Raw genomic sequence first — 18,791 nt, 5'->3', positions numbered from 1 at the left:
GCCTGACTCGAATATTGTTAGAAAACCTTGCCATTTGAGACAGCGTTTAATGGTATGTATTCTAGACGAAATTGTTACAAAGCTTATTCTTTTCCCCATTTATCAACAATTTTCAGTGAATGTCGACGGGGGTTCGTCAAAATTTCGCCCTTTATCGGCACAATGTGGGGCAGCGGCCCAATTTTGTGCAATTTCGCCACCGGGGAAGCGCCCGGTGGCGTTCAGCTGTCGGGTCAGGAGGTCTGCAGGAAACGTGCCAGCTGCCTACGTAGCTGCCGGTTCTCTTGCTGTAGCGCATCAACCCGATCGAGCAGCGTCAGCGCCATGGCGATCCCCGGCCAGTCCAGATCCAGCTCGGCCCGCAGCCTGCGCGCGCGCTGCAGATGGCTCAGCGCCGGATAATCGAACTCCCAGCGCGGCTGCGCCGGCTCCAACGGCACGATCACGCCCAGGCCGACGATCTCGACCAGCTCATCCTCTGAAATCTCCACTCGCTGACACAGCTCCACCACGGTGAATGTGATCTCTTTCTTCATCATGTGCTTTACTCCCATTCCGCGCGCGGGTTGAACGCCGCCTGTTCAGCCAGCTCTCGCCACAGGGCGCTGGCCTTCTCGTTCGGCTTCGGCGGCATCACCACCTTGAGAATGACATACAGATCGCCGGGCTCTTTCTTGCCCGCCAGCCCTTTGCCTTTGACCCGCAGCCGTTTGCCGCTCTGGCTGCCGGCCGGCACGGTCAGCGCGATTTTTCCGGTCAGCGTCGGCACCTCGATGCTGGCACCCAGTGCCGCTTCCCACGGAGCGAGCGGCGCCACGATGCTCAGGTTGTGGCCATCTATCTCAAACAGCGGGTGCGGCGCGAGGCGGATGACCAGATACAGATCGCCGTTTTGGCCGCCGCCCACGCCGGCAACGCCCTGCCCCTTGAGGCGAATGCGCTCGCCGTCGCCCACGCCGGCCGGGATTTTCACGTTCAACGTTTTGTTGGCTTCGCTCACCTGCCGCCCCAGCTCGTCATACACCGGCAGCGTATAGGAGATCTCGCGGCTTTGGCCATGCAGCGTTTCCTCGAGGAACAGCGGCACCTCCATCTCCAGATCCTGGCCGCGGAAGCCATGCCCGCCGTGCGAGTGCGAAGCGGAACGGTGCCCGCCCGCCGCACGCCCGCCGAACATGCTCTCGAAGAAGTCGGAGAAGTCTTGCGCGTCGGCGCCGTGCCATGAAGCGCTCTGCTGATAGCCGCCGTGATCGCCGCGCGCCTGGCGGCCAAAGTTCGGATCGTTGCGGTGCAGCCGGATCTGATCGTACTCGGCGCGGCGCTCGTCGTCCTTCAGCACCTCATAGGCTTCGGCCAGCTCCTTGAACTTGCTCTCGGCGTCGTCTTCAGTGCTCACGTCAGGGTGATATTTACGCGCCAGCCGGCGGTAGGCCGTTTTGATGGTTTTCAGATCGGCGTTGGGCTCAACGCCCATCGTGGCGTAGTAATCTTTAAATTCCATGCGGTAATACCTTCAATGTGTTGGGTTGTGCGCCAAAATTCCTTGTCTCTCTCGCCAGATATCCTCCTTTCGTCACATTCCTTTTCCGCTATCGCTAAGCATACTCCCGATTGTTAAAAGCTGCGCAAACTGAATAAAAACCGTGCGACAAGGCGCAGGCCCGCGCGCCATTTCTAAAGCCCCCCGCATTCACGTACACTGTGGCGGTGGCCCCATAAAGATAAATCACGATGAGAACTCAACTGATAACCCGTGAAGGGTATGACAAGCTCAAACAAGAGCTGGATTACCTCTGGCGTGAAGAGCGCCCCGAGGTGACCAAAAAAGTGACCTGGGCCGCCAGCCTGGGCGACAGAAGCGAAAACGCCGACTACCAGTACAACAAGAAGCGGCTGCGCGAAATTGACCGCCGCGTCCGCTATCTGACCAAATGCCTGGAGCAGTTGAAGATCGTCGATTACTCCCCGCAGCAGGAAGGCAAGGTGTTCTTCGGTGCCTGGGTGGAGGTGGAGAATGACGACGGCGAGACCAAACGCTTTCGCATCGTCGGTTACGACGAGATTTTCGGCCGCAAGGATTACATCTCCATCGATGCGCCGATGGCGCGCGCCCTGCTGAAAAAAGAGGTCGGGGACATCGCCACCGTCAATACGCCGCTGGGCGAGGCACAGTGGTACGTAAATGAGATAAACTACCCGAAGTAAGCTTTCAGCTTTTTCCGAACCGCCGCCAACGCCGCCGCCTGAGCTGTTCTCCACGCCGCGGCCGCGCGGCGGCGGCCCGCTCCACTGGCATTTTCCGCGATCAATCCGTATAACTGTCCCCTGTTTATTCACCGTTCTCAATACAGATACCAGACCTATGAATGACCCACTGAGCCGCATTATTGCAACAGAACTGCAGGCCCGGCCGGAGCAAGTCGACTCCGCCATCCGTCTGCTGGATGAAGGTAATACCGTGCCCTTTATTGCACGCTATCGTAAGGAAGTCACCGGGGGCCTGGACGACACCCAACTGCGCCAGCTGGAAACCCGCCTGGGTTATCTGCGTGAACTGGAAGATCGTCGTCAGACCATCCTGAAGTCGATCGATGAACAGGGCAAACTGACCGAACAGCTGGCGGGGGCGATCAACGCCACGCTGAGCAAGACCGAACTCGAAGACCTCTACCTGCCGTACAAACCGAAGCGCCGCACCCGTGGCCAGATCGCCATCGAAGCCGGTCTGGAACCGCTGGCGGACACGCTGTGGCAGGATCCGCAACAGCAGCCGGAACAGCTGGCTGAACGCTACGTCGACGCCGACAAGGGCGTGGCGGACGTGAAAGCCGCCCTCGACGGCGCGCGCTATATCCTGATGGAGCGCTTCGCCGAAGACGCCGCGCTGCTGGCCAAGGTGCGCGACTACCTGTGGAAAAACGCCCATCTGGTGTCCAAAGTGGTCGAGGGCAAGGAAGACGAAGGCGCCAAGTTCCGCGACTACTTCGATCACCACGAACCGATTTCCCAGGTGCCTTCGCACCGCGCGCTGGCAATGTTCCGCGGCCGCAACGAAGGTGTGCTGCAGCTGGCGCTGAACGCCGATCCGCAATTTGAGGAAGCGCCGCGCGAAAGCCAGGCGGAGCTGATCATCATCAATCACCTCAACCTGCGCCTGAACAACGCCCCGGCCGACGCCTGGCGTAAGGCGGTGGTCAACTGGACCTGGCGCATCAAGGTGCTCCTGCACCTGGAAACCGAGCTGATGGGCACGGTGCGCGAACGCGCGGAAGACGAAGCGATCAACGTGTTCGCCCGCAACATGCATGATCTGCTGATGGCCGCGCCGGCCGGCATGCGCGCCACCATGGGCCTCGATCCAGGCCTGCGCACCGGGGTGAAAGTCGCCGTGGTCGACGCGACCGGTAAACTGGTGGCCACCGACACCGTCTATCCGCACACCGGGCAAGCGGCCAAAGCCGCCGCCATCGTCGCGGCGCTGTGCATCAAACACAATGTAGAGCTGGTGGCCATCGGCAACGGCACCGCTTCGCGTGAGACCGAGCGTTTCTATCTCGACCTGCAAAAGCAGTTCAGCGACGTCCGGGCGCAGAAAGTGATCGTCAGCGAAGCGGGCGCATCGGTGTACTCCGCGTCAGAACTGGCGGCGCTGGAATTCCCGGATCTCGACGTGTCGCTGCGCGGCGCGGTATCCATTGCCCGTCGCCTGCAGGATCCGCTGGCGGAGCTGGTGAAGATCGATCCGAAATCCATCGGCGTCGGCCAGTATCAGCACGACGTCAGCCAGAGCCAGTTGGCGAAGAAGCTGGATTCGGTGGTGGAAGACTGCGTGAACGCCGTCGGCGTCGATCTGAACACCGCATCGGTACCATTGCTGACCCGCGTGGCCGGCCTGACACGCATGATGGCGCAGAACATCGTCAACTGGCGCGACGAGAACGGCCGTTTCAGCAACCGTGAACAGCTGCTGAAAGTCAGCCGTCTGGGGCCGAAGGCCTTCGAACAGTGCGCCGGCTTCCTGCGCATCAACCACGGCGACAATCCGCTGGATGCCTCCACCGTTCACCCGGAAGCCTACCCGGTGGTGCAGCGCATCCTGGCCGCCACCGAGCAGGCGCTGCAGGACCTGATGGGCAACGCCTCGGCGGTGCGCAGCCTGAAAGCGGTCGATTTCACCGACGACAAGTTCGGCGTGCCGACGGTCACCGACATCCTGAAAGAGCTGGAGAAGCCGGGCCGCGACCCGCGTCCGGAGTTCAAAACCGCCACCTTTGCCGAAGGCGTGGAAACCCTCAACGATCTGCAGCCGGGGATGATCCTGGAAGGGTCGGTCACTAACGTCACCAACTTCGGCGCCTTCGTGGATATCGGCGTGCATCAGGATGGCCTGGTGCACATCTCCTCGCTGGCGGACAAGTTCGTCGAAGATCCGCACACCGTGGTGAAGGCCGGCGACATCGTCAAAGTGAAGGTGATGGAAGTCGATCTGCAGCGTAAACGCATCGCGCTGAGCATGCGCCTGGATGAGCAACCGGGCGAAGGTTCACCGCGCCGAGGCGGCAACGCGCCGGCACAGGCACGCGACAACGCCAACCGTTCGGCAGGCGGCAACAAGGCCAAACCGCGCAATGCGGCGCCGGCCGGCAACAGCGCCATGGGCGACGCGCTGGCGGCGGCATTCGGCAAGAAACGCTAAGTCAGAGCCAATAGGGCGGAGCCTACTCCGCCCTTTCTGATGAAGAAAACTTGCTGCATTTCTTGACCCGTCTCAATAAACCATCATCTTTTTATTTCCCGTTCCTGCGTGACCACCCTCCCATTATTCAGGCAACAAAAATGCCTTCTGCAGCCATTTATTAACAACTCCGTTAACACGCATTTTTCATCTCGCGAATTGTGAGAGAAACACAAATGGTTACCGCTCGCATTACGGTGGAATAATGTTATCGAATTGCCTTTCAGCGGAAATAAATAAAGGGAAAAAGCCATCGATATTTGCAAACGAGAAAACTCGGCTACAAATACGTAACTGATTTAACTCGCCATTCTCATTTGTTCCCAAGTGCAAGCAGTGATAAAACATCGTTAATCAAGACAACGCCATTAAAAACTGCCGTCACCATAATAATTGGTTACAATACCCTTACTTTTTGTATTGAACGCGATAATGATAATTACTATTATTTGCGCTTACTTTATTGCATGACCTTATGGATGAATACCGCCGACGGCGTGGCATTTTCGCCGGCAACGTCCAATTATCATCAGCCCGATGTTCATCGGCACCCGGAAGGTTAATCACATGCAGCTTCAACCTAAACGCACGTATAAGATTGTCGGCTTTTCCGGTGAAATTGCGCCGGCCTACCGCCAGAAATTGTTATCGCTCGGCATGCTGCCTGGCTCTTCATTCGACGTAGTGCGCGTCGCGCCACTGGGCGATCCGATAGAAATTAAAACTCGCCGCGTCAGCCTGGTGCTGCGCAGGAAGGATCTGGCGCTGCTGCAGCTCGACGGCCAGCCCTGACCTCCGTTTGCCGACGCGCTCTTGCGCCGGCGCTGTTCTCCTTGAAGACGACACGCTGAACTATGAAAAAACTCACCATCGGCTTAATCGGTAACCCGAACTCCGGCAAAACCACGCTGTTCAACCAGCTGACCGGCGCACGCCAACGGGTCGGCAACTGGGCGGGCGTGACGGTCGAACGCAAAGAAGGCCATTTCACCACCCCGCAGTCCGACGTGCGGCTAGTCGATTTGCCCGGCACCTACTCCCTGACCACCATTTCAGAGCAAACGTCGCTCGATGAGCAGATCGCCTGCCATTACATTTTGAGCGGCGACGCCGATCTGCTGATCAACGTGGTCGACGCCTCCAACCTGGAGCGCAACCTCTACCTGACGCTGCAATTGCTGGAGCTGGGCATCCCCTGCATCGTGGCGCTGAACATGCTCGACATCGCCAAAAGCCAGCATATCGATATCGACGTCGCCGCGCTGTCGGCGCGCCTCGGCTGCCCGGTAGTACCGATGATCTCCACCCGCGCCGACGGCATCGGCGTGCTGAAACAGATGATCGACAATCATCGCATCAACGAACAGCAGGCGCTGGTGAACTACCCACCGTTGCTGCTGAAAGCGGTCGCCACGCTGAGCAACGCCATGCCGCAAACGCTGCCGGCAGTGCAACGCCGCTGGCTGGCATTGCAGATGCTGGAGGGCGACATCTACAGCCACCGGCTGGCCGGTCCCGCCGTCGCGCTGCTGCCTGCGGCCATTCAGACGTTGCAACAGCAGGAGCAAGAAGACCCGGCGCTGGTAATCGCCGACGCGCGCTACCAGTCTATCGCCACCCTGAGCGACGCGGTCAGCAACTCGCAGCAGGCGATGCCCAACCGCCTGACCGATATGCTGGATAAAGTGATCCTCAACCGCTGGCTGGGCGTGCCGATCTTCCTGTTGGTGATGTACCTGATGTTCCTGCTGGCGATCAATATCGGCGGCGCGCTGCAGCCGATCTTCGATATCGGCTCGGCGGCGATCTTCATTCAGGGCATTCAGTGGCTCGGCTACACCCTGCACTTCCCCGGCTGGCTGACCGTATTCCTGGCGCAGGGCGTCGGCGGCGGCATCAACACCGTGCTGCCGCTGGTGCCGCAGATCGGCATGATGTACCTGTTCCTGTCATTCCTGGAAGACTCCGGCTACATGGCGCGCGCGGCGTTCGTGATGGATCGCCTGATGCAGGCGCTCGGGCTGCCGGGTAAATCCTTCGTGCCGCTGATCGTCGGCTTCGGTTGCAACGTGCCGTCCATCATGGGCGCCCGTACGCTGGACGCCCAGCGCGAGCGCCTGATCACCATCATGATGGCGCCGTTCATGTCGTGCGGCGCCCGTCTGGCGATCTTCGCGGTGTTCGCCGCCGCCTTCTTCGGCCAGGACGGTGCTGGGGTGGTGTTCTCGCTATACATGCTCGGCATCGCGGTGGCGATCCTGACCGGCCTGGTACTCAAATATACCCTCATGCGCGGCGAAGCCTCACCGTTCGTCATGGAGCTGCCGGTTTACCACGTGCCGCACCTGAAAAGCCTGCTGCTGCAAACCTGGCAGCGGTTGAAAGGCTTCGTGTTGCGCGCCGGTAAGGTGATCGTGGTGGCCAGCATATTCATCGGCGGCCTGAACAGCTTCTCGTTCAGCGGCAAAACGGTCGACAACATCAACGACTCCGCGCTGGCTTCGGTCTCCAAGGTGCTGACGCCGTTGCTGCAGCCGATGGGCGTCCACAGCGATAACTGGCAGGCCACCGTTGGCCTGGTGACCGGCGCGATGGCGAAAGAAGTGGTGGTCGGCACGCTGAACACGCTGTATACCGCCGAGCACATCAACAAAGAGGCATTCGACGCCGCCAACTTCAACCTGCTCGATGAGCTGGGCGGCGCGCTCCAGGAAACCTGGGACGGCCTGAAAAATACCTTCAGCCTGAGCGTGCTCTCCAACCCGATCGAAGCCAGCAAGGGCGACGGCGAGATGGGCGTCGGTTCGATGGGCGTGATGAGCAGCAAATTCGGCTCCGGCATTTCCGCCTACAGCTACCTGATCTTCGTGTTGCTGTACGTGCCTTGCGTCTCGGTGATGGGCGCCATCGCACGTGAATCAAGCCGCGGCTGGATGACCTTCTCAATCCTGTGGGGGCTGAACGTGGCCTACTCGCTGGCGACGCTGTTCTATCAGGCGGCCACCTTCAACCAACACCCGCAGTACAGCCTGACGGCGATCCTGGCGGTGGTGCTGGTGAACCTGCTGGTGCTGTTCGGCCTGCGCCGGGCGCGCAGCCGCGTCACGGTGCGCCTGGGCAACGCCACGCCGGCGGCTTGTTGCCAGAGCGCCAAAGGGAGCTGTCACTGATGGCCGGGCTGCTGCAGGTGCGCGATGCGCTGGCGCTGCGCGGCAGCGCCCAGGCGCAGCAGCTCAGCCAATCGCTGGCGACGCCGCTGCCGCTGGTGCAGGCGATGCTGGATCGTTTGACGGCAATGGGGAAAGTGGAACGTATCGAACAGGATGGCGGCGCCTGTCTGAGCGGCAGTTGCAAAAGCTGCCCGCAGGGCCAGGGATGCAGCACGGTGTTCTACCGGCTGAAGGCCTGACGATCAGGGGCGCCGCAGCGGCGCCCCTTGCCGTTCAAGGCTTATTGCTTGTCTTTGTAAACTTCGGCGATGGCGCTGAATTTACCGTGTTCGCGGCCCGCCAGGATCACGTAGTATTGACCGCCCTTTTCGTCTGCCAGTTTGGACAGCTCTTCCTTGGCATCCATCGGTGACGTGGTTTCCGCCGTCGTGGTGACGGTGCCGATCTTCTCGTATTTACCCGGATTCTTATCCAGATCTTCCTTGGTCAGCAGGGTTGCCGCCATGGAGCCGAAAGACACCGAACCCAGCACTGCCGCTGCAATAATCATCTTCAATGATTTCATGACACTAACCTCTCAATGGATAATTTATCTGTTATGAAAGCCGTCAAGGATCCATGCGTAGTACCGCAGGCTGCCGCGACATCCTCAGGCCTCGTTGCTTTCCCTGACGGGGCCTGTTTCCCAGAGACGAAACGCCAAAATGAAAAGCGCCGCACGCGGTCTTTTCATTTTGCAGCCAACGCATTGACTCACTAAGTATTGAACAGCTTTGTCTTTTATCCACCCGGCGGCGTTTTTTTTCGCGCTCTATCGTGCGTTTTCACGCTGCATTCAATGTGCTGCAATAAACGCTTCGATCATCGTCACAAATTCATCGGGATGAGAGATAAATGGCGCATGGGCGGCTTTGGCCACGATCTGCGACGTAGAGTTCGGCCAGTCGGCGTCGAGCAGCTCGGCGACCTTGCGCGGCACCAGCCCGTCCAGATAGCCGTAGATCCGCAGCAGCGGCAGCGTCAACTCCGCCAGCGGTGCACGCAGATCGGCTGTGCGCAAGATCTCCAGCCCACCGTTCAGCACCTCGACGCTCGGCGTCGGTTGGTTGAGCACCACCGCTTTCAGTTGGCGCGCATCCTGACGCGCGCTCTCAGTGCCCAGCGTCTGCAGCGCCAGAAAACGCTCGACGGTGCGCTGGAAATCCAGGCTCAGCTGATGCTGGAAACCGCTCAGCACATCCGGGCGGATCCCCGGCCACTCATCGCGGGCGGCAAAGCACGGCGAGGAGGCTACGGTGATAAGCCCCTTGACTCGCTCGGGCTGCATCAGCGCCGCCTGGCTGGCCACCAGCCCACCGAGCGACCAGCCAAGCCACCAGGACTGCGGCGGGGCAGCCGCCAGCACGATTTCCGTCATCTGCTCCAGCGACAGGGCGCCGAACCCCTGGCTACGGCCGTACCCCGGCAGATCGACCAGGTGCAGGCGAAAATGCGGCGTCAGTCGCGCCTGAATGCAACTCCACACTTCGGCGTTCAATCCCCAGCCGTGCAGCAGCACAAGATCGCGTTCGCCTTCGCCTATTGTTTGCCAGTACAGCGCTGTCATTGGTTATTGTCCTTTCATACTTATCCGTCACGGAGACGCTATGCTATCAATCCGCAGCCGTTGTTGGCTATGCCGACAACCGTTGAGCCTGATCCGTCATGGCATCTGCAGCTGTTGCCTGCGTCATCTGCCGGCCCACCCGCCGTGTTGCCCGCGCTGCGGATTGCCCGCCGGGAAGACGCGAACGCCCTGCGGCCGCTGCCTGCAACGGCCACCGCCCTGGCAACGGCTGGTGTTCGTCGGCGACTACGTTGCGCCCCTCAGCCAACTGGTAAAAAGGTTCAAGTTCCACCGCGCGCCCGAGCTGGCGCCGACGCTAGCGCGCCTGATGTTGTTGCGGTGGCAGCAGGCGCGCAGAGAGCAGTATCTGAACAGACCCGACCTGATTTTAGCGGTACCCTTGTATGCAACACGCTGCTGGCACCGTGGTTATAACCAGAGCGATCTGTTGGCCCGGCCGCTGGCGCGCTGGCTGGGCTGCACCTATCAGCCCGCCGCCTTGCGCCGGGTGCGCAAAACCGCCCCGCAACAGCGGCTGAGCGCCGGGGTACGCAGGCGCAATCTGCAACGCGCGTTCGTTTGCGTGGCATCGGTCGCCGGCCGGCATATCGCCCTGGTGGATGACATGGTGACCACCGGCAGCACCGTCGCGCAGATAGCGGCGCTGCTGCAGCGGCAAGGCGCCGCCTCGGTGCAGATATGGTGCATTTGCCGCACGTTGTAGTGCCACGGCAATGGGCGTATTATAACCGACTATAGAAGTCAACTATTGAGCTAATGCTATGATCCGTATAACAGATACTGCACAGGAACACTTTGCCAAACTGCTGGCAAATCAAGAAGAAGGCACCCAAATCCGCGTATTCGTGATCAACCCGGGCACGCCGACGGCCGAATGCGGTGTCTCTTATTGTCCGCCGGACGCGGTAGAAGCGACGGATACCGAACTGAAGTTCGACAAACTGTCCGCCTATGTCGATGAGCTGAGCGCGCCGTATCTGGAAGACGCCGAAATCGACTTCGTGACCGACCAACTGGGTTCTCAGCTGACGCTGAAAGCGCCAAACGCCAAAATGCGCAAGGTCGATGACGACGCGCCGCTGATGGAGCGCGTGGAATACGTGCTGCAGTCGCAGATCAACCCACAGCTGGCGGGCCACGGCGGCCGCGTAACGCTGATGGAGATCACCGACGACAACATGGCAATCCTGCAGTTCGGCGGCGGTTGCAACGGTTGTTCGATGGTCGACGTCACGCTGAAAGAAGGCATCGAGAAAGAGCTGCTGCAGAAATTCCCGGAGCTGAAAGGCGTGCGTGACCTGACCGAGCACCAGCGCGGCGAGCACTCCTACTATTGATACCCTTCTTACTTGAAGTTGCAGCGTTGTTGGCCGCATGCGCGCACCCCAGTCACTTACTTAAGTAAGCTCCTGGGGATTTACGCACTTGCCGCCTAGCTGCAACTCCAATTAATTCGGGTATCCGTCATTTGGATGGGACTAAAGTTCTCGTCCTTTGACCTAATACAACGACACCTCATCGTCACCCCACCGACACCTTGCGGCGCCGCTTGTCCAAATCCTTCAGTAAGCGGTTTATGTGCGGGTCGGCAAACATCTCCTCCAGCGTCTGGGTCAGCTTGCGCCGCCAGTTAGGGTACTGATCGCTGGTACCGGGAATATTGACCGGATCGGCCATATCCAGCCAGTCTTCCGGCTGCAGGCCGAGCAAGGCGCTGGCGCTGTCGGCGACATAGCGCTGTAGGCCGCGGTTGAGCAGCGGGCTCATGCCGAGCAGCGCTGCCTTCTTGCCCACCTTCTGCGGCACGCAGCCATAACGATGCAATCCATCCAGCAGCCCCTGCTTGGCGCGTTCCCGATCGGCGAACAGCGCCCGCAGGATCTCCGCGTCCGGGTAAAGACCCAGCCGGTTGCCGAGCGTTAGATCGTCGCTTTGCCAGTAGCCGCGCAGCGTCGGCAGATCATGGGTGGTGATGGTCGCCATCGCCTGCACCGGATAGGCCTGCGGCGCGCGGAAATGGTATTCACCGTCGCTTTCGAAATAGAGCACTTTGTAGGAATAGACGCCGCTGTCGCGCAGCTTGCCGACGATTTCCACCGGCACCGTGCCGAGATCCTCGCCGATCACCATGCAACGGTGGCGCTGGCTTTCCAGCGCCAACACCGCCAGCAGATCGTCCACCGGGTATTTGACGTAGGCGCCGCGATCGGCGGTTTCGCCATACGGGATCCACCACAGCCGCAGCAGCGCCATGACGTGATCGATGCGCAGCGCGCCGCAGTTGGTCATGTTGGCGCGCAAAAGATCGATAAACGGCTGGTACCCGCGTGCCGCCATCACGTGCGGATCCATCGGCGGCAGGCCCCAGTTTTGCCCCAGAGGCCCCAGAATATCCGGCGGTGCCCCGACCGACGCTTTCAGGCAGTACAGTTCGCGGTCACACCAGGTTTCCGCCCCGCCTTCCGCCACCCCGACCGCCAGATCGCGATACAGGCCAATCGGCATCTGCTGCTGCCGGCTCTGGTCAAAACACTGCGCGAACTGCGTGGCCGCCAGCCACTGCAGCCACAGGTAAAAGCGGACCGCGTCCTGATGTTCGGAGCAGAACAGCCGTACCGCTTCGCTCTGCCCCTGCCGATAGCGCTCTGGCCAGGCCGGCCAGCCCCACTGGTGGGCATCTTTGGCCGCCAGATGGGCATGCAGCGCGTCGAACGCCGCCTGCTGATACAGGCTGTCGCCGCCCTCGCTGACGAACTGTTCGAACGCCTGACGCTGCCCGTCGTTTGGCTTGCGCGCCTGAAACAGCGGAAACGCCAGCTTCAGCGCCGCCAGCTTCAGCTGCATCACGGCGGTGTAATCCACCCACTCCGCGGCGCGCGCCTTGGCCAGCTGCTTCTGCGTCGCCGGCTTCTGCCACCAGCGCTGCGCCGCATCGCTGCGCTGGAAATCCTCCACCGCGTTGACGTCGATATACGCCAGATTCAGCCAGCGGCGCGACGAGGGACTGTAAGGGCTGGCGCTCTCCGGATTAGCCGGATACAGCGCATGGATCGGGTTGAGGCCAACGAAGGCGCCGCCGCGCTCCCCCACCTGCTCCACCATCAGACGCAGATCGCCGAAATCGCCGATGCCCCAGTTGCGATCGGAGCGCAGCGTATACAGCTGAACGCAAGCGCCCCACAGCTTCTTACCGGTCAGCAAGGCGTCCGGCTCGAAGCAGCGTCTCGGCGCGACGATCAGCCGGCATGGCCACTGCTGCTCGCCCTGGCTCAGCGTCAATTGGTGGTAACCCACCGGCAGATCGCCGGGCAGCGTCAGGGTCTTGCGCGCGCCGATGCGCCCCTGCAGGCATTCGCCGTCTTCACGTTGCAGCGCCCACAGGTACTCGCCTTCGCCCGCCGGGGTCAGCGCCAGCGGCGCGCCCTGATAGAACACCTTGACCGCCGGTAACGGCGGCGCCGCTCCTTCCTGCTCGACATCGGTTCGGTTCATGGCCGCCAGCAGCTTGCGCTTGGTCTGCGGTTCAATCGCCTGCCGCTTGCCGTGGGCATTGATGAAATCGGCGGCGATCCCCGCCTGCGCTGCCGCCTGATCGATACGCTTGCGATCCATTCGCTCTCCTTAACGTTTGGCTTGCCAGATACGCTGCTGGTAATCGCGGATCGAGCGATCCGAGCTGAACATGCCGACGCGCGCGGTGTTAAGGATAGTCCGCCGCGTCCATTCGTCCCGATCGCGATACAGCTCGTCGACCCGGCGCTGCGCCTGGCAGTACGAGGCAAAGTCCGCCAGCACCAGGTAGGGATCGCCGCCTTCCAGCAGGCTGTGCAGCATCATGTCGAACGCGTGCTTGTCGCCGTGGCTGAAGGTGCCGCTCGCCAGCTCGTCCAGAATCGCCTTCAGGTGCTTGTCTTTCTTGCGGTAGCTGAGCGGATCGTAACCCTTCGCCACTATCGCCTTCACCTGCTCCACGGTATTGCCGAAGATAAAGATATTGTCTTCGCCCACCTGCTCGGCGATTTCGACGTTGGCGCCGTCCAGCGTGCCGACCGTCAGCGCGCCGTTCAACGCCAGCTTCATGTTGCCGGTGCCGGAGGCCTCTTTGCCGGCGGTGGAGATCTGTTCGGAGATATCCGCCGCCGGGATCATCAGTTCGGCCACCGACACGCGGTAGTCAGGGATGAACGCCACTTTCAGGCGATCTTTCACCAACGGATCGTTATTGATCTTCTCGGCCGCCTGATTGATGGCGTAGATGATGTTCTTCGCCAGGTAGTAGCCCGGCGCCGCCTTGGCGCCGAACAGGAAGACGCGCGGCACGATGTCCAGGTTGGGGTTGTCGCGCAGCTGACGATACAGCGACAGGATGTGCAGCAGGTTCAGGTGCTGGCGTTTGTACTCGTGCAGACGCTTGATCTGCACGTCGAAGATCGCGTCCGGGTCAAGTGTCAGCCCCATTACGCCGTGTACGTAATGGGCCAGCGCCACCTTGTTGTCGCGTTTGATCTGCTGATAACGCTGGCGGAACGCCGCGTCGTCGGCGAATTTTTCCAGCCCGCGCAGCGCGTCGAGATCGCTCGCCCACTCCACCTTCAGCGTCTCGTCGATCAGGCCCGACAGCGCCGGGTTGCACTGTTTCAGCCAGCGGCGCGGCGTGATGCCGTTGGTGACGTTATGGAATTTGTTCGGCCACAGCTGGTGATATTCCGGGAACAGATCTTTCACCACCAGATCCGAATGCAGCTGCGCCACGCCATTGACCGCAAAGCCACTGACCACGCACAGGTTGGCCATGCGCACCTGCTTGTTGTGGTGCACCGCCAGTTTGGCCCACACCGCCTCGTCGCCCGGCCAGTGCTTATCCACCAATTTTTTAAACCTGGCGTTGATCTGTTTGATGATGGAGAAATGGCGCGGCAGCAGGCTGCGCACCAGTTTTTCATCCCAGCACTCCAGCGCTTCCGGCATCAGGGTGTGGTTGGTATAGGCGAAGGTGTTGCTGGTGATCGCCCAGGCCGCCTCCCATTCCAGCTGGTGCTCGTCCAGCAGAATGCGCAGCATTTCCGGAATGGCGATGGTCGGGTGGGTGTCGTTCAGCTGGATCACTTCGTACTTCGGCAGCTCTTCAATCTTGCGGCCGGCCTGATGGTGCTTGCGCAAAATGTCCGCCACCGAGCAGGCGCACTGGAAATACTGCTGCATCAGGCGCAGGCGCTTGCCGGCCTGATGGTTGTCGTTCGGGTAAAGCACCTTGGTCAGCTTGTCGGCTTCTACGCCCTGCTTCTCCGCCTGCAAGAATTTGCCGTCGTTGAAATCGCTCAGGTTGAACGGATGCTGATGGGTCGCCTGCCACAGGCGCAGCGGCTGCGCCACGCCGTTGCGATACCCCAGCACCGGCAGATCCCAGGCTTCGCCGCGCAGGGTGAAGGCCGGGCGCCACCGTTCGCGGCCGTCGGCCTGCTTTTCCAGCTTGCCGCCGATGCCCACGTCCACCGCCAGCGCGGCGTTGTGGCGGAACCACGGATAGCTCTCGCGTTGCCAGTTATCCGGCGCCTCTTGCTGTTGCCCTTCGCGGAACGACTGGCGGAACAGCCCGTACTGGTAATTCAGCCCATAGCCGGTGGCCGGTTGCTCCACCGTTGCCATCGAGTCGAGGAAACAGGCCGCCAGACGCCCCAGCCCGCCGTTGCCCAGCGCCGGATCGGTTTCCTGCTCCAGCAAATCCGCCAGCTTGACGTTCTGCTCGGCCAGCGCCTGCTCGACGGTGTCGTACCAGCCCAGGTTGATCAGGTTGTTCGCTGTCAACCGGCCAATCAAAAACTCCATCGAGATGTAGTTCACGTGACGCAGCGGTTTGGCGCTTTTGCGCGGCGCCGGCTGTGCGGCCAGCTGCTCGGCCAGCGCCGCACTGACGGCTTCCCACCATTGATGTTGCGTCATCTGCTGTGCGGAACTGAGGCCGAACCGTTGCCACTGACGGGCGAGCGCCGCCAGAAAAGCATCCTTCTTGAGCGTAGGCTGTGACATAAGGAAAACTCTCTATCCAGTAAGTGGGTCAAATTGCCGCTATCGTGCCGGTGAGAAAGCCTGACGGCATCATCCCGCCTGGGGATTAGCTGGGGAGGAGGATTGGGGCGTAGCTGGAATTGTGATCTCAGGCACTGTTTGACTCCCTTGCAACGATGCAAAAAAGCCCGCCAACGCGTGCGGCGAGCACTGAGAACGTTAACCATGACGTTAGCACAAGTATTCGCGCTGCTGAAGTTTTGTCCATGGCCGGAAATGCGATCCGCGACCGCATCGCCGCGCGCCGGCGCCAAACGTAAAAAAGTGTGATCAATAGCAACTTAACTCCAAGCCGATGCGGAAGCTTGTTGCAATACGTTTAGGGTTGGCAGAAGTTAGGGGGAGCTATTAATTACGAACCATAAAATAATTAGCGCCACTCCAATCCCGGCGGGAACCGCGATTTATACCCTGGAATACTATGCTGATCCCATCAAAACTGAGCCGCCCGGTACGGCTGCAAAATACCGTGATCCGCGATCGCCTGCTGGCCAAACTGGCCAGCGCGGGCAACTATCGCCTGACACTGGTCAATTGCCCGGCGGGATACGGGAAAACCACGCTGATCGCCCAATGGGCGGCCGGCAAGGCCGATCTGGGCTGGTATTCGCTGGATGAGAGCGACAACCAGCCGGAGCGCTTCGCCAGCTACCTGATTGCCGCGCTGCAGCAGGCCAGCGGCGGCCGCTGCGTCAAGAGCGAGGTGCTGAGCCAGAAACACCAGTACGCCAGCCTGTCGGCGTTGTTCGCCCAGCTGTTTATCGAGCTGGCCGACTGGCACCAGCCGCTGTACCTAGTGATCGACGACTACCACCTGATCACCAACGACGCCATCCACGAAGCCATGCGCTTCTTCCTGCGCCATCAGCCGGAAAACCTGACGCTGATCCTGCTCTCACGCACCCTGCCGCCGCTCGGCATCGCCAATTTGCGGGTGCGCGATCAGCTGCTGGAAATGGGCACGCAGCAGCTGGCGTTCACCCATCAGGAAGCCAAACAGTTCTTCGACTGCCGCCTGGCGGCGCCGATGGAACAGCAGGACAGCAGCCGCCTGTGCGACGAAGTCGAAGGCTGGGCCACCGCGCTGCAGCTGATCGCGCTGTCGGCCCGCCAGTCCGCCTCGTCGGCTCAGCTGTCGGCCAAGCGCCTGGCGGGGCTGAACGCCAGTCACCTGTCCGACTACCTGGTAGACGAAGTGCTGGACCACGTCGATGCCGATGCGCGCGCTTTCCTGCTGCGCTGTTCGGTGCTGCGCTCAATGAACGATGCGCTGATCGTGCGGCTGACCGGCGAAGACAACGGCCAGCAGCGGCTGGAGGAGCTGGAACGCCAGGGGCTGTTTATCCACCGCATGGACGACACCGGCGAATGGTTCAACTTCCATCCGCTGTTCGCCTCTTTCCTGCGCCAGCGTTGCCAGTGGGAACTGGCGCTGGAGCTGCCGGGGTTGCACCGCGCCGCCGCCGAGGGCTGGCTGGCGCTGGGGTATCCGGCTGAGGCCATTCACCACGCGTTGGCGGCCAGCGACGTCAGCATGCTGCGAGATATCCTGCTGCAACACGCCTGGTCGCTGTTCCACCACAGCGAACTGGCCCTGCTGGAGGAGTGCCTCAACGCGCTGCCCTATGAGCGCCTGATCCAAAACCCCAAGCTGGCGCTGCTGCAGGCCTGGCTGGCGCAGAGCCAGCACCGCTACAGCGAGGTCAATACCCTGCTGGAGCGCGCCGAGCGCACCATGCGCGAACAGAAAATCGAGATAGACCAAACGCTGCACGCCGAGTTCGACGCCCTGCGCGCCCAGGTGGCGATCAACGCCGGCAAACCGGAAGAAGCCGAGCGGCTGGCGACCGAAGCGTTAAAATTCCTGCCGCTGTCCAGCTACTACAGCCGCATCGTCGCCACCTCGGTGACCGGCGAAGTGCACCACTGCAAGGGCGAGCTGGCGCGCGCGCTGCCGATGATGCAGCAAACCGAACAGATGGCGCGTCGTCATCAGGCCAACCATTACGCGCTCTGGGCGCTGCTGCAGCAGAGCGAAATTCTTATCGCCCAAGGCTACCTGCAGGCCGCTTACGAAACCCAGGATAAGGCCTTCGAACTGATCCGCGAACAGCACCTGGAACAGCTGCCGATGCACGAATTCCTGCTGCGCATTCGCGCGCAGATCCTGTGGTCGTGGTCGCGGCTGGACGAAGCGGAAGACGCGGCGCGCGCCGGGCTGAAAATTCTGGCGAACTACCAACCGCAACAGCAGCTGCAGTGCATCGCCATGTTAGCAAAATGCTCGCTGGCGCGCGGCGACCTGGACAACGCCAATACCCACCTGCAGCGGTGCGAAGCCCTGCTGCACGGCGCCCACTACCATCGCGACTGGCTGACCAACACCGACAAATCGCGGGTGATCCACTGGCAGATGACCGGCGATACCGCCGCCGCCGCCCAGTGGCTGCGCCATACCGAAAAACCCGGCATGGCGGACAACCACTTCACACAGGGCCAATGGCGCAACATCGCGCGGGTGCAAATCCTGCTCGGCCAGTATGAAGAGGCCGGGGTGGTGCTGGATGAACTGAACGAGAACGCCCGCCGCCTGCGGCTGGTGAGCGATCTCAACCGCAACCTGCTGCTCAGCAACCAGCTCTACTGGCTGCAAGAGCGCAAGGGTGAAGCGCAGCAGGCGCTGATCGAAGCGCTGTCGCTGGCCAACCGCACCGGCTTTATCAGCCACTTCGTCATCGAAGGCGAAGCGATGGCGCAGCAGCTGCGCCAGCTGATCCAGCTCAACACGCTGCCGGAGCTGGAGCAGCATCGCGCCCAGCGCATCCTGCGCGACATCAACCAGCATCATCGGCACAAGTTCGCGCATTTCGACGAAAACTTCGTCGATAAGCTGCTGACCCATCCACAGGTGCCGGAACTGATCCGCACCAGTCCGTTGACCCAACGCGAATGGCAGGTGCTGGGGCTGATCTATTCCGGTTACAGCAACGACCAGATCGCCGGTGAGTTGGACGTGGCGGCCACCACCATCAAGACGCACATCCGCAATCTGTACCAGAAGCTGGGCGTGGCCCATCGCCAGGAGGCAGTGCAGCAGGCGCAGCAGCTGCTGAAGATGATGGGGTACGGCGCGTAAAAACCCTGATATCCCTCTGGTCTTAAACGCCGCCGAGTTGGTTACAATAGCGGCGTC

General features: G+C 61.1%; 14 protein-coding genes. 8 read left to right on the top strand and 6 right to left on the bottom strand.

Annotated features, from left to right (window positions below; translation table 11 throughout):
- Window positions 1-233 precede the first annotated feature (233 nt).
- A complete protein-coding gene (locus ACJ8HA_RS21515) occupies window positions 234-539 on the bottom strand; it encodes a chaperone modulator CbpM (RefSeq protein WP_004930739.1) in 306 nt (101 codons plus the stop codon).
- Window positions 540-544: 5 nt separating this feature from the next.
- A complete protein-coding gene (gene cbpA, locus ACJ8HA_RS21510; protein ID WP_043138927.1) occupies window positions 545-1,501 on the bottom strand; it encodes a curved DNA-binding protein in 957 nt (318 codons plus the stop codon).
- Window positions 1,502-1,731: 230 nt separating this feature from the next.
- On the opposite strand from cbpA, the gene greB reads away from it, so the two are divergent.
- From greB to ACJ8HA_RS21485, 5 genes are all read left to right on the top strand, one after another.
- Window positions 1,732-2,205 (top strand): transcription elongation factor GreB, encoded by a 474-nt coding sequence (gene greB, locus ACJ8HA_RS21505; RefSeq protein WP_025304551.1) that lies wholly within the window; start codon window positions 1,732-1,734, stop codon window positions 2,203-2,205.
- 157 nt (window positions 2,206-2,362) lie between these two features.
- The gene (locus tag ACJ8HA_RS21500; RefSeq protein ID WP_043138931.1) at window positions 2,363-4,696 is read left to right on the top strand and encodes a Tex family protein; all 2,334 of its coding nucleotides are present in this window, start codon (window positions 2,363-2,365) and stop codon (window positions 4,694-4,696) included.
- A 606-nt stretch (window positions 4,697-5,302) separates the two neighbouring features.
- A complete protein-coding gene (feoA, locus tag ACJ8HA_RS21495; RefSeq protein ID WP_025304553.1) occupies window positions 5,303-5,527 on the top strand; it encodes a ferrous iron transporter A in 225 nt (74 codons plus the stop codon).
- A 62-nt stretch (window positions 5,528-5,589) separates the two neighbouring features.
- Entirely contained in the window at window positions 5,590-7,905 is a 2,316-nt protein-coding gene (gene feoB, locus ACJ8HA_RS21490) for a Fe(2+) transporter permease subunit FeoB (protein WP_060448470.1), read from the top strand.
- Window positions 7,905-8,144 carry a FeoC-like transcriptional regulator gene (locus ACJ8HA_RS21485; protein ID WP_033639206.1) on the top strand — a complete coding sequence of 80 codons (240 nt, stop codon included), beginning with the start codon at window positions 7,905-7,907 and terminating at the stop codon, window positions 8,142-8,144. Before feoB ends, ACJ8HA_RS21485 begins: the two co-directional genes overlap by 1 nt.
- 41 nt (window positions 8,145-8,185) lie before the next feature.
- Here ACJ8HA_RS21485 and ACJ8HA_RS21480 read toward each other — a convergent pair whose 3' ends face one another.
- The gene (locus tag ACJ8HA_RS21480; RefSeq protein ID WP_004930765.1) at window positions 8,186-8,470 is read right to left on the bottom strand and encodes a YdgH/BhsA/McbA-like domain containing protein; all 285 of its coding nucleotides are present in this window, start codon (window positions 8,468-8,470) and stop codon (window positions 8,186-8,188) included.
- Window positions 8,471-8,740: 270 nt separating this feature from the next.
- Entirely contained in the window at window positions 8,741-9,511 is a 771-nt protein-coding gene (bioH, locus tag ACJ8HA_RS21475; protein WP_025304556.1) for a pimeloyl-ACP methyl ester esterase BioH, read from the bottom strand.
- 40 nt (window positions 9,512-9,551) lie between these two features.
- Between bioH and gntX the strand changes: the two genes are divergently transcribed.
- Both gntX and nfuA read left to right on the top strand, forming a co-directional pair.
- Window positions 9,552-10,235 carry a DNA utilization protein GntX gene (gntX, locus tag ACJ8HA_RS21470; RefSeq protein WP_442515509.1) on the top strand — a complete coding sequence of 228 codons (684 nt, stop codon included), beginning with the start codon at window positions 9,552-9,554 and terminating at the stop codon, window positions 10,233-10,235.
- A 58-nt stretch (window positions 10,236-10,293) separates the two neighbouring features.
- Window positions 10,294-10,869, top strand: coding sequence for a Fe-S biogenesis protein NfuA (gene nfuA, locus ACJ8HA_RS21465; protein ID WP_025304558.1), 576 nt, complete (start codon window positions 10,294-10,296; stop codon window positions 10,867-10,869).
- A gap of 184 nt (window positions 10,870-11,053) precedes the next feature.
- Here the strand turns inward: nfuA and malQ are convergent, their stop codons facing one another.
- Both malQ and malP read right to left on the bottom strand, forming a co-directional pair.
- On the bottom strand, window positions 11,054-13,144 hold the full coding sequence (malQ, locus tag ACJ8HA_RS21460) for a 4-alpha-glucanotransferase (RefSeq protein WP_442515508.1): 2,091 nt from the start codon (window positions 13,142-13,144) through the stop codon (window positions 11,054-11,056).
- Window positions 13,145-13,153: 9 nt separating this feature from the next.
- Complete coding sequence (gene malP, locus ACJ8HA_RS21455; protein WP_148123800.1) at window positions 13,154-15,559, bottom strand: maltodextrin phosphorylase; 2,406 nt, start codon at window positions 15,557-15,559, stop codon at window positions 13,154-13,156.
- A gap of 460 nt (window positions 15,560-16,019) precedes the next feature.
- On the opposite strand from malP, the gene malT reads away from it, so the two are divergent.
- On the top strand, window positions 16,020-18,734 hold the full coding sequence (gene malT, locus ACJ8HA_RS21450) for an HTH-type transcriptional regulator MalT (RefSeq protein ID WP_060435144.1): 2,715 nt from the start codon (window positions 16,020-16,022) through the stop codon (window positions 18,732-18,734).
- The last annotated feature ends 57 nt before the right edge of the window (window positions 18,735-18,791 follow it).

Source organism: Serratia sp. CY33802 (assembly GCF_052169095.1).
Taxonomy (GTDB): Bacteria; Pseudomonadota; Gammaproteobacteria; order Enterobacterales; family Enterobacteriaceae; genus Serratia; species Serratia bockelmannii.
This window is presented reverse-complemented; position numbering and strand designations above follow the sequence as displayed.

Coding starts and splice junctions, on each gene's coding strand:
- ACJ8HA_RS21515 (WP_004930739.1), bottom strand. CDS start 539: ATGATGAAGAAAGAGATCACATTCACCGTGGTGGAGCTGTGTCAGCGA.
- cbpA (WP_043138927.1), bottom strand. CDS start 1,501: ATGGAATTTAAAGATTACTACGCCACGATGGGCGTTGAGCCCAACGCC.
- greB (WP_025304551.1), top strand. CDS start 1,732: ATGAGAACTCAACTGATAACCCGTGAAGGGTATGACAAGCTCAAACAA.
- ACJ8HA_RS21500 (WP_043138931.1), top strand. CDS start 2,363: ATGAATGACCCACTGAGCCGCATTATTGCAACAGAACTGCAGGCCCGG.
- feoA (WP_025304553.1), top strand. CDS start 5,303: ATGCAGCTTCAACCTAAACGCACGTATAAGATTGTCGGCTTTTCCGGT.
- feoB (WP_060448470.1), top strand. CDS start 5,590: ATGAAAAAACTCACCATCGGCTTAATCGGTAACCCGAACTCCGGCAAA.
- ACJ8HA_RS21485 (WP_033639206.1), top strand. CDS start 7,905: ATGGCCGGGCTGCTGCAGGTGCGCGATGCGCTGGCGCTGCGCGGCAGC.
- ACJ8HA_RS21480 (WP_004930765.1), bottom strand. CDS start 8,470: ATGAAATCATTGAAGATGATTATTGCAGCGGCAGTGCTGGGTTCGGTG.
- bioH (WP_025304556.1), bottom strand. CDS start 9,511: ATGACAGCGCTGTACTGGCAAACAATAGGCGAAGGCGAACGCGATCTT.
- gntX (WP_442515509.1), top strand. CDS start 9,552: ATGCTATCAATCCGCAGCCGTTGTTGGCTATGCCGACAACCGTTGAGC.
- nfuA (WP_025304558.1), top strand. CDS start 10,294: ATGATCCGTATAACAGATACTGCACAGGAACACTTTGCCAAACTGCTG.
- malQ (WP_442515508.1), bottom strand. CDS start 13,144: ATGGATCGCAAGCGTATCGATCAGGCGGCAGCGCAGGCGGGGATCGCC.
- malP (WP_148123800.1), bottom strand. CDS start 15,559: ATGTCACAGCCTACGCTCAAGAAGGATGCTTTTCTGGCGGCGCTCGCC.
- malT (WP_060435144.1), top strand. CDS start 16,020: ATGCTGATCCCATCAAAACTGAGCCGCCCGGTACGGCTGCAAAATACC.